13 protein-coding genes are annotated in these 13,749 nt (G+C 69.1%); 7 read left to right on the forward strand and 6 right to left on the reverse strand.

Going from position 1 to position 13,749, the window contains the following annotated elements:
* Positions 1 to 71 precede the first annotated feature (71 nt).
* On the forward strand, positions 72 to 665 hold the full coding sequence (locus ABT186_RS41635) for a Uma2 family endonuclease (RefSeq protein WP_351222535.1): 594 nt from the start codon (positions 72 to 74) through the stop codon (positions 663 to 665).
* A gap of 50 nt (positions 666 to 715) precedes the next feature.
* On the forward strand, positions 716 to 1,708 hold the full coding sequence (locus tag ABT186_RS41640) for an aldo/keto reductase (RefSeq protein WP_351929549.1): 993 nt from the start codon (positions 716 to 718) through the stop codon (positions 1,706 to 1,708).
* 412 nt (positions 1,709 to 2,120) lie between these two features.
* Here ABT186_RS41640 and thpR read toward each other — a convergent pair whose 3' ends face one another.
* Positions 2,121 to 2,693: an RNA 2',3'-cyclic phosphodiesterase gene (gene thpR / locus ABT186_RS41645; protein ID WP_351222531.1), complete on the reverse strand. Its 573-nt coding sequence runs from the start codon at positions 2,691 to 2,693 to the stop codon at positions 2,121 to 2,123.
* A 52-nt stretch (positions 2,694 to 2,745) separates the two neighbouring features.
* Between thpR and ABT186_RS41650 the strand changes: the two genes are divergently transcribed.
* A complete protein-coding gene (locus ABT186_RS41650; protein ID WP_351222529.1) occupies positions 2,746 to 3,252 on the forward strand; it encodes a GNAT family N-acetyltransferase in 507 nt (168 codons plus the stop codon).
* A gap of 49 nt (positions 3,253 to 3,301) precedes the next feature.
* Here the strand turns inward: ABT186_RS41650 and ABT186_RS41655 are convergent, their stop codons facing one another.
* Both ABT186_RS41655 and ABT186_RS41660 read right to left on the reverse strand, forming a co-directional pair.
* Positions 3,302 to 4,717 (reverse strand): MFS transporter, encoded by a 1,416-nt coding sequence (locus ABT186_RS41655; RefSeq protein WP_351929551.1) that lies wholly within the window; start codon positions 4,715 to 4,717, stop codon positions 3,302 to 3,304.
* Between the two features lie 228 nt (positions 4,718 to 4,945).
* Positions 4,946 to 5,383: a MarR family winged helix-turn-helix transcriptional regulator gene (locus tag ABT186_RS41660; protein ID WP_351222525.1), complete on the reverse strand. Its 438-nt coding sequence runs from the start codon at positions 5,381 to 5,383 to the stop codon at positions 4,946 to 4,948.
* Positions 5,384 to 5,575: 192 nt separating this feature from the next.
* Here ABT186_RS41660 and ABT186_RS41665 point away from each other — a divergent pair, with 192 nt between their 5' ends.
* The gene (locus ABT186_RS41665; protein WP_351222523.1) at positions 5,576 to 5,758 is read left to right on the forward strand and encodes a ribbon-helix-helix protein, CopG family; all 183 of its coding nucleotides are present in this window, start codon (positions 5,576 to 5,578) and stop codon (positions 5,756 to 5,758) included.
* A 43-nt stretch (positions 5,759 to 5,801) separates the two neighbouring features.
* Here ABT186_RS41665 and ABT186_RS41670 read toward each other — a convergent pair whose 3' ends face one another.
* A complete protein-coding gene (locus ABT186_RS41670) occupies positions 5,802 to 7,253 on the reverse strand; it encodes an NCS2 family permease (RefSeq protein ID WP_351222521.1) in 1,452 nt (483 codons plus the stop codon).
* 243 nt (positions 7,254 to 7,496) lie between these two features.
* On the opposite strand from ABT186_RS41670, the gene ABT186_RS41675 reads away from it, so the two are divergent.
* Both ABT186_RS41675 and ABT186_RS41680 read left to right on the forward strand, forming a co-directional pair.
* Entirely contained in the window at positions 7,497 to 7,748 is a 252-nt protein-coding gene (locus ABT186_RS41675) for a DUF2530 domain-containing protein (RefSeq protein ID WP_351929553.1), read from the forward strand.
* A 107-nt stretch (positions 7,749 to 7,855) separates the two neighbouring features.
* Positions 7,856 to 10,249 (forward strand): HAD-IC family P-type ATPase, encoded by a 2,394-nt coding sequence (locus ABT186_RS41680; protein ID WP_351929555.1) that lies wholly within the window; start codon positions 7,856 to 7,858, stop codon positions 10,247 to 10,249.
* Positions 10,250 to 10,253: 4 nt separating this feature from the next.
* Here the strand turns inward: ABT186_RS41680 and ABT186_RS41685 are convergent, their stop codons facing one another.
* Positions 10,254 to 11,747: an FG-GAP-like repeat-containing protein gene (locus tag ABT186_RS41685; protein WP_351222515.1), complete on the reverse strand. Its 1,494-nt coding sequence runs from the start codon at positions 11,745 to 11,747 to the stop codon at positions 10,254 to 10,256.
* Positions 11,748 to 11,976: 229 nt separating this feature from the next.
* Positions 11,977 to 12,483 (reverse strand): hypothetical protein, encoded by a 507-nt coding sequence (locus tag ABT186_RS41690; RefSeq protein WP_351222513.1) that lies wholly within the window; start codon positions 12,481 to 12,483, stop codon positions 11,977 to 11,979.
* Between the two features lie 320 nt (positions 12,484 to 12,803).
* Here ABT186_RS41690 and ABT186_RS41695 point away from each other — a divergent pair.
* A partial coding sequence (locus ABT186_RS41695) for an ALF repeat-containing protein (protein WP_351929557.1) occupies positions 12,804 to 13,749 on the forward strand: 946 nt, incomplete at its 3' end.

Below are 13,749 nucleotides of genomic sequence, written 5' to 3' on the forward strand. Positions count from 1 at the left end.
GTGGTCACTGTGCGTATCGTTGTACTGCGCGGCTGCACCTGTCCGTGGGGCAGCCGGGGAGGAGCGCCACGATGACCGTCCTTGAAGACAGGATCGAGATGGCCGACGCCGACGCCAACACCGAGCGTTTGGACGAGTGGTTCGAGCGGCTTGAGCGTATGCCCGTCCCCGAAGGATTCAGGGTCGAGATCGTCGGGGGCAACGTCTACATGACACCGCAGCGGGACACTCACTGGGAGATCATCTTCGACATCGCACAGGCAGTCAGGGGCAGGTTCGGGCGGAAGACCAAGGTCTTCTCGGACGTCCGCATCGACTTCCCGGGGCACGAGAACGGCTTCTGCCCGGACGTTGCCATGCTCAGCGAGTCTGCCAAGAAGGACAACAAAGGCCGCTGGCGTTACCAGGACGTCGAGTTCGTCGCCGAGGTCATCTCCGAGGGCACAGCTCCCAACGACTACGGCCCGAAGAAATTCGCCTACGCTGACGCCGAGGTCCCCGTCTATGTCATCGCCGATCCCTACCAGGGCCGGTGCTACGTCTACACCGACCCCAAGGACGGTGACTACGAGAACAGGACGCCGGTGGACTTCGGCACCGACATCGACCTGACCGGCACAGTCGTCGACCTCGTCCTCAAAACAGACGACTTCCCGCGCGACTAGCCCCGCAACCGCTTGCCTAGAGCGCACTCCACACCGTTGGCTAGGCACTCATGAAGTACACGCAGCTCGGACGCACAGGACTCAAGGTCAGCCGGCTCGTTCTCGGGACCATGAACTTCGGCCCGCAGACCGGGGAGGCCGACAGCCACGCGATCATGGACGCGGCCCTGGAAGCAGGGATCAACTTCTTCGACACCGCCAACGTGTACGGCTGGGGCGAGAACAAGGGCCGTACCGAGAGCATCATCGGCGACTGGTTCGCCAAGGGCGGCGACCGGCGCGAGAAGGTCGTGCTCGCCACCAAGGTCTACGGCAACATGGCCCCGGACGGTGAGGCCTGGCCCAACCAGGACAAGCTCTCCGCGCTCAACATCCGCCGCGCGGTCGACGCCAGCCTCAAGCGGCTGCAGACCGACTACATCGACCTCTACCAGTTCCACCACGTCGACCGCAGGACTCCCTTCGAGGAGATCTGGCAGGCCATCGACGTCCTGGTGCAGCAGGGGAAGATCCTCTACGTCGGGTCCAGCAACTTCCCCGGGTACAAGATCGCCCAGGCCAACGAGATCGCCTCCCGCCGCCACGGCACGATCGGCCTCGTCAGCGAGCAGTGCCTCTACAACCTCGCCGAGCGACGCGCCGAGATGGAGGTCATTCCGGCCGCGCAGGACTACGGGCTCGGCGTCATCCCCTGGTCGCCGCTGCACGGTGGCCTGCTGGGCGGCGTCATCAAGAAGGAGGTCGAGGGCGGCCGCCGCGCCTCCGGCCGGTCCGCCGACGCCCTCGCGAACACCTCCGTCCGCGCGCAGATCCAGGCCTACGAGGACCTGCTCGACAAGCACGGGCTGGAACCCGGCGAGACGGCCCTCGCCTGGCTGCTGACCCGCCCCGGCATCACCGGCCCGATCGTCGGCCCGCGCACCGCCGAACAGCTGGAGTCGGCGCTGCGGGCGGTCGAACTGGAACTCCCGGAGGAGGTCCTGGCCGGCCTCGACGAGATCTTCCCGGGTCCCGGCCCTTCGCCGGAGGCCTTCGCCTGGTAGCGGCCGGGAGCTCCGGGGCGCGCCCGGGACGACAGACGTCGGAGCCGGGCCCCCTGAGCCGCCCCGAGGTCCGGGGGGCTTTCCGGTGGAGTGCGGAGCTCGGAACGGAGGTGTCTCGGCCGAGGCTGCGCCGCGCAATGCGTGTAAGGGGTGTAACGGGCGTCCCAGAGCGTTCGTCCGGCGGGTAGCCACGGGCCGAGTGAGCCACGACGCTCGACCGATGAGGCGGCGGGGCGCCCGGAGCGTTCGTCCGGCGGGCGGCCCGGTCTCGGCCGCGGTGGCGGGGCGGCGGCGCGGGGCTACCTGCCGACCGCCGCCGCCAGCGCCACCACCGCGAACATCAGCACAAGCACACCGGCCATGATCCGGTTACGGGTCTTCGGGTCCACACATCGAGACTAACCGGCCCCTGTCACCCGTTTGCGCCGAGCCCCCACCGCTCCACCGTCTCGTACCGCGGCTGCTCCCCCGGCACCCCCGACGTCGGCAGCCGGCTGCGGACGAGGGCCAGCTCGCCGACCGTCCACTCGCACCCCGCGAACGCGTTCAGCACCGTGACGTAGGGCCTGAAGTCGGCCGGCCCCCGGCCGCTGCGGGCCAGTGTCAGATGCGGACGGTAGCGGCGGTGCTCCCCCATCTCCAGGCCCGCCTTCCGCCCCGCGGACTCCGCGCGGTCCGCGAGCAGCTGCATCGTCCGAATGTCCCCCGACGCGCCCACCCACAGCGTCCGGCCCCCGAAGCGCCCGCCCCCGCACAGGGACAGCGGAAACGGCTCGGTGTGCCGGACGGCCCGCGCCAGCCGCTCCGACAGGTCCGGCACGACGTCCTCGGCCACCTCGCCGTAGAAGGCGAGCGTGAAGTGCCAGCCCGGCCGTTCCGTCCAGCGCAGCCCCTCCGCCCCGGGCACCCCCTCCAACTTGCGCACGATCGCAGCGAGTTCACGCATCGCGTCCTCGGGCGGCAGCACGGCGGCGAAAAGTCTCATGACGTCACCCTTCCAGGCAACGGATCCGTCGGCCACCGACAAACATGAGGGCATGCGGATACGGAAAGGCACCATCGACGACATCCCTGTCATCCTCGGTCTGCTCGACGGCGCGGTCGAGTGGCTCGTCTCCCGGGGACGCACCCGGCAGTGGGGCACCCGCCCCTGGTCCCAGCTGCCCCGGGGTGTGGCGACCGTGCACAAGTACGTGAGCACCGGCGACCCCTGGATCGCGGAGATCGACGGTGTCCCCGCCGGCACGCTCACCCTCACCGATGGGCCGGGCGACTACATCGCCCCGGTGGTCGAACCCGAGCGCTACGTCCATCTGCTCGCCGCCGACCACCGCTTCTCGGGCCGCGGCGTCGGCAGCGCACTGCTCGCCCACGCCGCCGAGGAGACCCGGCGCGCGGGCATCTCCCTGCTGCGGGTCGACTGCTACGCGGGGGACGACGGCAAGCTCGTCGCCTTCTACGAGCGCAACGGCTTCACCCGGGCGGAGGCCTTCACGGTCGGGGACGACCAGTGGCCGGGGCAGGTGCTGGAGCAGCGCGTGTGACACCGCGCACGGGCGCCCCGGACCGGCCCCGGGGCGCCCGTGCGACCGGTCACGCCGAGGCCGTCGCCGGCTGCTCCTGCTGCTCGCGCGGCACGAACCGCATCCGCGGATGCCCGTGCTGCCAGCCCACGGCCAGCCGCAGCCCGCCGGACCGCGCCAGGATCAGGCCGATGGTCACCGCCGCCGCGGCCGAGACCAGGCCGCCCGCCGCGAAGCCGACCCGGGCGCCGAACGTGTCCGTGATCCAGCCGACCACGGGCGCCCCCAGCGGCGTACCGCCCATGAAGACCATCATGAACAGGGCCATGACGCGGCCGCGCATCGCCGGGTCCGTGCCCATCTGGACGGCCGTGTTCGCGGTGACGTTCACCGTGAGGCCGAAGATCCCTATCGGGACCATGAGCAGGGAGAACAGCCACAGGGACGGGGCCCCGGCCGCCACGAGCTCCAGCGCGCCGAAGAGGGCCGCCGCCGCGATCAGCACGCGCAGCCGGGCCGTGCCGCGGCGGGCGGCGAGCAGCGCACCGGTCACCGAGCCGACCGCCATCAGGGTGTTGAAGAGGCTGTAGGCGCCGGCTCCCGCGTGGAAGACGTCGTCCGCGTACGCCGACAGCCAGACCGGGAAGTTGAAGCCGAAGGTGCCGATGAAGCCGACCAGGACGATGGGCCAGATCAGCTCGGGGTGTCCGGCGACATAGCGCAGGCCCTCGCGGAGCTGGCCCTTGCCGCGGGGGGCGCGCTCCACGACGTGCAGCTCCCGGGCACGCATCAGCAGCAGGCCGGCGATGGGGGCGAGGAACGACAGGCCGTTGAAGAGGAAGGCCCAGCCGGTGCCGACCCCGGTGATCAGGACGCCCGCGACCGCGGGGCCGACCAGGCGGGCGGACTGGAAGTTCGCCGAGTTCAGGCTGACCGCGTTCTGCAGCTGCCGGGGGCCGACCATCTCGGAGACGAAGGACTGCCTGGCCGGGTTGTCCACGACCGTGGCGAGACCGACGGCGAAGGCGGCGAGGTAGACGTGCCAGACCTGGACATGGCCGGAGAGGGTCAGAAAGGCGAGAATGAGGCCCGTGGCACCCATCGCCGCCTGCGTGACCAGCAGCGTCGGGCGCTTGCGGAGGCGGTCGACGAGGACGCCGCCGTACAGGCCGAACAGCAGCATCGGCAGGAACTGCAGCGCCGTGGTGACACCGACGGCGGTGGAGGAGCCGGTCAGGCTCAGCACCAGCCAGTCCTGGGCGATGCGCTGCATCCAGGTGCCCGTGTTGGAGACGACCTGGCCGAGAAAGAAGAGCCGGTAGTTCCGGACGCGCAGCGAACTGAACATCGAGGACTTGCGGGGCTCGGGCCGTTCGAGGGGTTCGGCGCTCGCGGGAGCGGTGGGGGTCCGGTGGTTGTCGTGGGCGGACGGGGAGTCGTGGGTGGCTGGTGCGGGGGCGGAAGCTGCTCCGGGTCCCGTACTCAAAGGGGTTCGCCTCCTTGCGATGACGGCTTCGTACGTACGCGGGTGGGAGCCGCGTCCATCACGGTGAGTGTCCGTCAGGACCGCTCACCGTGACAGTGCGCATCCGGGGCAGGCCCGCGTCCTCGCGGTGCACGTGCTGTCCCGGACGGTGCGCGTCTGCCACCGGCACGCACCCGTGGCCGCCGCACCCTGGCCCGGGTGCGCCGCTCTGCCACGGATGCGCCCCGGTCACAGATGCGCGAGCTTTTCCAGCACGGGGGCGGCGGCGCGGAGTTTCGCCCACTCGTCCTCGTCCAGGCCCTCGATCAGTCCGGCCAGCCATGCGTTGCGCTTGCGGCGGCTCTCCTCGAGCATCGCCTCGGCCCGCTCGGTCTGGGTGACCACCTTCTGGCGCCGGTCCTCGGGGTGCGGCTCCAGGCTGACCAGGCCCTTGCTCTCCAGCAGCGCCACGATGCGGGTCATCGACGGCGGCTGGACGTGCTCCTTGCGGGCAAGCTCGCCCGGTGTCGCGGAGCCGCAGCGGGCGAGGGTGCCGAGCACCGACATCTCGGTCGGGCTCAGCGACTCGTCGACCCGCTGGTGCTTGAGTCGGCGCGACAGGCGCATCACAGCGGAGCGGAGAGCGTTCACGGCGGCAGCGTCGTCGCCATGCTTCAGGTCAGCCATGCTCTTTAGGATAACTCATTACTTTCCCTAAAGACCACCTCGGCGCGCCGTCACCCGGGTGACTCCGGCCACTGCATGCCTCTGTTCACGGGGCTCGCCGCGAAACTCCCGAGCTGCGCGTATCACCCATATGAGTGATATGGCAGCGGAACGTGACACGCCACGCGCCCGGGTCCGGCAACCCTCGTAGGCATGGGGACCAGTGTGCTCAGCGTGCGGATAGACGGGGAGCTGCTCGACCGGCTCCGGGACCACGCCGCCAAAAGGGGAATGAGCGTCCAGGACTATGTCGTCCGGACGCTCATTCGGGATGACTTCGACGAGCGGTTCCAGACCGCCGTCGAGGAGACGGAGAGGTTCTACGGGGTCACCTGACCCCCGCAGAAGACCTTCCGCGGGGTCGGCACCCCCCGGCGGATCAGGTCAGGCCCAGCGCCGGCATCAGGTAGTAGAAGGCGAAGACCGCCGACACCACGTACATCGGCACCGGGACCTCACGGCCACGGCCCGCGGCGAGGCGCAGCACCACGAAGGTGATGAAGCCCATGCCGATGCCGTTCGTGATCGAGTACGTGAACGGCATCATCAGCATCGTCACGAAGGCAGGGATCGCGATCGTGTGGTCCGCCCAGTCGATCTCCCTGACCGAGTTGGACAGGATCAGGAAGCCGACCGCGACGAGCGCCGGGGTGGCCGCCTGCGACGGGACCATCGTGGCGACGGGGGTGAGGAAGAGGGCCGCCGCGAAGAGGGCGCCCGTGACGACGTTCGCGAAGCCCGTGCGCGCGCCCTCGCCGACGCCCGCCGTTGACTCCACGAAGCAGGTGGTGGCCGAGGAGGAGCTGACGCCGCCCGCCGCGACCGCGATGCCGTCGACGAAGAGGACCTTGTTGATGCCGGGCATGTTGCCCTCGGCGTCGGTCAGCTCGGCCTCGTCACTGATGCCCATGATCGTGCCCATCGCGTCGAAGAAGCACGACAGCAGGACGGTGAAGACGAAGAGGATGCCGGTCAGCACGCCGACCTTGCCGAAGCCGCCGAACAGGCTGACCTTGCCGATCAGGCCGAAGTCGGGACTGGCGACCGGGTTGCCGGGCCACTTCGGCACGGTCAGGCCCCAGGATGGGATCTTGGCGACCGAGTCGAGGACCAGCGCGAGGACCGTCATACCGACGATCGAGATCAGGATCGCGCCCGGCACCTTGCGGACGATCAGCGCGAAGGTGAGCAGCGTGCCGAGGATGAAGACCAGCACCGGCCAGCCGTTCAGGTGACCGTCGGTGCCGAGCTGGAGGGGCACCGTCGTCTGCGCGATGTCCGGGATGCGGGTGACGAAGCCGGAGTCGACGAGGCCGATCAGCATGATGAACAGGCCGATGCCGATCGAGATGCCCTTGCGCAGGCCGAGCGGCACGGCGTTCATCACGCGCTCGCGCAGACCGGTGGCGACCAGGAGCATCACCACGAAGCCGGCCAGGACGACCATACCCATCGCGTCCGGCCACGACATGCGCGGGGCGAGCTGGAGGGCGACGACCGTGTTCACGCCGAGACCGGCCGCGAGGGCGATCGGGACATTGCCGATCACGCCCATGAGCAGTGTGGTGAAGGCGGCGGTCACGGCGGTCGCGGTGACCAGCTGACCGTGGTCGAGGTGGTGCCCGTACATGTCCTTCGCGCTGCCGAGGATGATCGGGTTCAGCACGATGATGTACGCCATCGCGAAGAAGGTCGCGAAACCGCCGCGGATCTCGCGCGACAGCGTGCTGCCCCGCTCGGAGATCTTGAAGTAGCGGTCGAGGGCGCCGGACGGGGGCCGGGTGCCCGGCTGCTGCGGGGCGGGGACCTTGGCGGGGGCCGAGGTGGGCATGCGGGACCTCAATGGTGCGGGGGATCTTGAACAAAACGCGATCGAGTCTCGCCGTTGCTCGATCACCAACGGGTTTCCCCCATGTTTCCGTTGGTGTTTCGTACGAACATAAGCGGCCAGACTCAAACCGTTTCAGTATGAACATATGAGGCGCAGATCGCTATCTCCGCGCGTAGACCCTTGGTATACAAGGGCCCCCAGGGGTGCCGACGGCCCCATGCGATCCCCTCGTAAGCTGTGCGCATGGCGAAGTGGACCCCCAAGCACGAGGCGCCGGAGCCCCTTGAGGGCCCCGTGGTCGCCACCATCACCGGCGGCACGATCCTCTGGTTCGTCCTCTTCCTGGTCCAGCTCCCGTTCTACGGCTGGTTCGCCGACCACGGGCACACCTGGTGGCTGTTCACGTGCCTGGCCGGCGGAGGGCTCGGCTGCATCGGCGTCTGGTACGTGCGGAAGCGGGACGCGGCGATCAAACGAGCCGTCGCCAAGCAGTAGCCCGCGGTCCCTCCCGTACAACCGCTGCACGAGAGCCGTCCTCCCCTGGTCGGATCTTTGGGGCGCTCGGCGGGTGGAGGCGCATATCCGCACGTACCGTCGAATGCATGACGCACATCGACGCGGGCTCCGAACTCGATCCCGTGCACCCCGCCCCCATGCCGGTGCGGACACGTGGACTGTCCGCCGGGGAGGTGGCCGAGCGGGTCGCCCGCGGTGACGTCAACGACGTTCCCGTCCGCAGCAGCCGTTCCCTGGGCGAGATCGTCCGCGCGAACGTCTTCACCCGCTTCAACGCGATCATCGGTGTGCTCTGGCTGATCATGCTGTTCGTGGCGCCGTTCCAGGACAGCCTCTTCGGGTACGTGATCATCGCCAACACCGGCATCGGCATCATCCAGGAGTGGCGCGCCAAGAAGACCCTGGACTCGCTCGCGGTGATCGGTGAGGCGAGGCCGACGGTGCGCCGGGACGGCGTGGCAGCCCAGGTCGGCACGTCCGAGATCGTGCTGGACGACATCATCGAGGTGGGCCCCGGGGACAAGATCGTGGTCGACGGCGTCTGCGTCGAGACCGACGGGCTGGAGATCGACGAGTCACTGCTGACCGGCGAGGCCGACGCCGTCGTCAAACGGCCCGGGGCCCCGGTCATGTCCGGCAGCTTCGTCGTCGCGGGCGGTGGCGCCTTCCGGGCGACCAAGGTGGGGCGTGAGGCCTACGCCGCCCAGCTCGCCGAGGAGGCGACCCGCTTCACCCTCGTCCATTCCGAGCTGCGCTCCGGTATCTCCACGATCCTCAAGTACGTGACGTGGATGATGATCCCGACCGCGATAGGCCTGGTCATCAGCCAGCTGGTGGTCAAGCAGCACGGGTTCAAGGACTCCATAGCCCGTACGGTCGGCGGCATCGTGCCCATGGTCCCCGAGGGGCTGGTGCTGCTGACCTCCGTGGCCTTCGCCATCGGCGTCATACGGCTGGGGCGCAAACAGGTCCTCGTCCAGGAGCTGCCCGCCATCGAGGGGCTCGCCCGCGTCGACACCGTCTGCCTGGACAAGACGGGCACGCTCACCGAGGGCGGCATGGACGTCACCGAGCTGCGGCCACTCCAGGGCGCCGACGAGACGTACATACGGAAGGTGCTGGGCGCCCTCGGCGAATCGGATCCCCGCCCGAACGCCTCGCTCCGGGCGATCATCGACGCCTATCCGGACAGCGAGGACTGGCGGTGCAGCGAGGCGCTGCCCTTTTCCTCCGCCCGGAAATACAGCGGCGCGTCCTTCAGCGAGGGCAACGGCGAGATCAGTACATGGCTCCTCGGCGCCCCGGACGTGCTTCTGAACCCCGACGACCCGGCGCTGACCGAAACAGAGCGGCTCAACGAGCAGGGGCTGCGGGTGCTGCTGCTGGCCCGCGCCTCACGGGAGCTGGACGACCCCCGGGTCAAGGACGGTGCCCGGCCCGCCGCCCTGGTCGTGCTGGAGCAGCGGCTGCGCCCGGACGCCGCCGACACCCTGCGCTACTTCGCCGACCAGAACGTGCACGCCAAGGTGATCTCCGGCGACAACGCGGTGTCCGTGGGCGCGGTGGCCGGAAAGCTCGGCATCGCCGGCGAGGTCATGGATGCCCGCCGCCTTCCGCCGAACCAGGCGGAGATGGCGAAGTCGCTGGACAAGGGCACCGTGTTCGGACGGGTCACCCCGCAGCAGAAGCGGGACATGGTGGGTGCGCTGCAGTCGCGCGGGCACACGGTGGCGATGACGGGCGACGGGGTGAACGACGTGCTCGCCCTCAAGGACGCGGACATCGGCGTCTCGATGGGGTCGGGCTCGGAGGCCACCCGGGCCGTGGCCCAGATCGTGCTGCTGAACAACAGCTTCGCCACGCTGCCGTCGGTGGTCGGGGAGGGCCGGCGGGTGATCGGGAACATCACCCGGGTCGCCACGCTCTTCCTGGTGAAGACCGTGTACTCGGTGCTGCTGGCGGTGTTCGTGGTGTGCTGGCGGGTGGAGTACCCGTTCCTGCCCCGGCACCTGACGCTGCTGTCGACCCTGACGATCGGCGTCCCGGCCTTCTTCCTGGCGCTGGCCCCCAACAAGGAGCGGGCGAAACCCCACTTCGTACGGCGGGTGATGCGGTACTCGATCCCGGGCGGGGTCATGGCGGCGGTCGCCACCTTCATCACATATCTGGTGGCCCGCAACCACTACAGCGGGCCCGGCTCCCTGGACGCGGAGACCAGCGCGGCGACTCTCACGCTCTTCCTGATCTCCATGTGGGTGCTGGCGATCGTCGCGCGCCCCTACACCTTTTGGCGGATCGCCCTGGTGGCCGCGATGGGCGTGGCGTTCCTGGCGGTACTGATCGTGCCCCCGCTGCAGCACTTCTTCGCTCTGAAGCTGGTCGGGGTGACGATCCCGTGGATCGCGGTCGGCATCGCGGCGGTGGCGGCGGTCGCCCTGGAGTTCCTGTGGAAGTGGGTCGACCGCCGCTTTCCCGCATAGGGCCCTACACGGTGGGCCACATGCTCTTGCCGGCCGCCAGTCCGCCGTTGCCGTCGCCCGCGTACCAGCGAAGGTCACCGTTGGTCAACAGGACGGCGAGATCGGCCTTGCCGTCGCCGTTGAAGTCGCCGCCCATCAGCACGCGGATGCTGTGCCAGGTCTTGTCGGGCCACATCGAACGGGCCTTGTCGAAGGTTCCGTCGGCCTTGCCCAGGTAGAGGCGCAGGGAATTGTCGGAGCCGACTGCGGCGATGTCGTCACGGCCGTCACCGTTGAAGTCACCCGTGGCGATGTGTTGCATCTTCCAGGTCTTGTCCGGCCACATCACCTTCTTCTGGTTCACCAGGTTGCCGGCCGCGTCCCTCTTGTACGTGTACAGGGACCCGTCGGGCCACTGGAACAGGAGCGTGTCGCGTCCCGGAGTCGCGCTGTGGAGGGTGGCGACGGGCAGGCCGTCCTTCCACGTGGCGTCCGTCCAGAGCTTCTCCCGCGTCCACAGGTTCTGGACCCAGGAGCGCCTCTGGCCGAGGTAGAGGTCGCCGTCGTCCTCGACGGTGACCACCTCGAGCCCGGCGCCCTCCTTGAAGTCGCCTGCGACGATCTGCTTCTGGTTGGGGCGGCCGAGGCCGGGCAGGAAGGTGCCGTATTCCAGCGTGCCGTCGGGACGGCCGTAGAAGACGTGGGCGGGACCGCGGTTCAGGACGACCGCGATGTCCGTGCGCCCGTCACCGTTGAAGTCGGCTGCCGTCATGGCGTCGGTGACGTACTTCTGCCGGGTCTTCAGCCGGACCTTCTGCACCCAGTCCGCGATGTCGTCGACCCGGGTGGCGACGGCCCCGGTGCGGGTCTCCTCGGAGCCGAAGCAGCCGCCGCCCCAGGAGGCGTCGACCACGCCGATCACGTTGCCCTTGGCGTTGAGGACCGGGCCGCCGGCGTCACCCTTGCACAGGGCGCCACCACCGTTGCTCGGGGAGATCGCCAGGGTCGAGTTGTTGACGGTGTCCACGCCGAAGGAGCCGGTGTGCGCCTGTACGGGGGCCCACTCGTCCTTGGTTCGACCGAATCCGACGGCCCTGAGCTGGTCGCCCGGAACCGGGGCGACGCTGTCGACCTTGGCCTCGGCGATGTCGCGGAAGGGTCCGTCCAGCGGGTTGTCGATCGTGGTCGGGTCACCGATGCGCGCCATGACCAGATCGCGGTCGGGGTGCGGGACGAGTTCCAGGACCTTCTGCTTGACCAGCGCCGCCGCGTTGGGCCGGTTGCCGTCGGTGGTCACCACGGTGGTGTACGGAGGCTCGCCCGCGGGGATCTTGGATCCCTGCTGGGGGTCGGCCGCGAAGCAGCTGGCGGCGGTGAGCACCCACTGGGCATCGACCAGGGTGCCGGAGCAACTGCGTTCGTTGTCTGCGCCGTAGGCGATGTGGAGCTTCACCGTGAACTGGTCCGCTCCGTCGGCGACCTGGTCACCCACCACGGACTGCGCGGGAGGAGCGACCATAAGACCGGTCGTGAGACCGGCCGTCACGAATCCGGTGACCCACACCATGCGCGCCCTGCGCGGACGTGCGTATATCACGTTTCCCCCGAATCATGGGTTTGCTTTCTGCATTCTGCGAACGCAGAAGAAATGGTCGGACCCGTACGCGTCATGGCGCACGGAGCATGTGCGAATGGCACAGAGGAATGCTGCGGACAGGTCTTTACGCAGCAAAGGCGAGTTCGACGGATCAGCCGGTCACTCGGAGTTCGACGAGAACCGACCGGGCGCCTCCGACGGTCCCTTCACCGACGGACTCGAATCCGTCCTTGGCCACGTCGACCGTCGTGGTCCGGCCATTGGCGGTGAGGTCGGCCTGCACCGGGTGGTCGGCGGCCTCCACCGCGAAGACCCGGGGAAGTTCCAGAGTGAGACTGCCCGTCCTGCCGAGGACCTTGAAGCAGTAGGTTCCCGCGCGGCCGACGGAGTCGTCCTTGACGGTGAGCACCCGGATCTGCCGGGCGGCCTGGTCACAGTCGGCCAGCAGGATGTGCCCGTCACCCTTCTTCAGCTTGATTCCCTTGTCGGCCAGAATCCGGTCAGCCCCCGGGTAGTTGTAGTCCTCGACGGCACTGGGCGGGGTGGAAGCGGACGGCGGATTCGCCGGATCGTCGGCGGATGCGACGGTAACTCCCGCCAGTGTGACGAAGGTCGCCGCGATTCCGGAAACGACAAGATTTCGGGCACGGAAAGGCACCGAAGAGTCCCCCCTCAGGCGCGGCTCCTCGCATCGAGAGCCCCCGCCATGATGCGAACAAACTGTAAAGGTCGCATATAAGCTAGGTCATGGCTGTGTGCGCGTCAAATAAGCCTGGAGCAGCGGGTCGTGAGCTGCCCGGACGACTGCGCTCCCCTCCATCGGTTGCACGCACACCACCTCCCATTCGACCTTGACGGACCATCAGGTCGACCAACTCATCTGCGAAACGGGGTTTTGTGAGATACCGTCTGCATGCAAAAGGCGGGAGCCCAGGGCTGTCCAGAACCGTACGGGCGCTGAGCCTGGGCCTGCTGCCCATGGCGATCGCCGCCGGACTGCTCGGCCCCGCCCCTGCCGTGGCCGACGACTCCCCCGCACCATCGGGGAGTTCGGAGTCCACCGAGCTCTCGGACCGAGGGCGGGCCGTGGCGTTGTGGAAGTCCGGCGGGCCCGGTCTCAGGGCCGCCGCGGAAGTCGCCCTCACGGGCAGCGACGACGACGTCAGGCACTTCCTCCACGATGTCGCTCCCGAGGCCGCCGACCAGGACGACCGCGTACAGACCGCGCAGATCGCGGGCATCGGCGGACGCAGTCTGCAGGAAGCCGCCCGTAAGGCCCTGTCCGGGACACCGGACGATGTGAAGGCCTTCCTCAAGGACGGCTGGAAGTCACCGCTGGAGCAGGATCAGCGGGTACGTATCGCCCAGATCATCGACGCGGGCGGCCCCGCCGTCCAGGAGGCGGGCCGCACCGCGCTCAATGGCACGGCCGACGACATGACGGCCTTCCTGAACGACGGCCAGTACACCCGGCGCGAGGAGGACGAGCGGGTCCAGCTCGTTCAGATCATGAGCACGGGCGGGCCCAACATCCGCGCGGCCGGCCGTATCGCCCTGGACGGATCACCGGCCGACATCCGTGAGTTCCTGCAGGTCGGCCAGTACGTGGCACGGTCGCGCGACCAGGAGCGTGCCACTGTCGCGCAGCTCGCCGCCCAGGCCAAGGAGGCGGGCCGCCAGGCGAGCGCGGAGACCGAAGCGGCCAAGGAGGCTTCGGCCCGCGCGGTCGCGGCGTCGGCGCTGGCCAAGGAAGCCGCGCAGAAGGCCGCGGCCGAGACAGAAGCGGCCAGGAAGGACTCGGTGCGCGCCGCGTCCGCCGCATCACGCGCGGCCACCGCCGCCAAGCAGGCGGCCGGCGCGGCTCAGCAGGCGATCGATGCCGCACGCGCCGCCAACAACTCGGCCCGGGTCGCCGCCAACGCCG

The sequence above is a fragment of the Streptomyces sp. NPDC001634 genome (assembly GCF_040298185.1).
Taxonomy (GTDB): domain Bacteria; phylum Actinomycetota; class Actinomycetes; order Streptomycetales; family Streptomycetaceae; genus Streptomyces.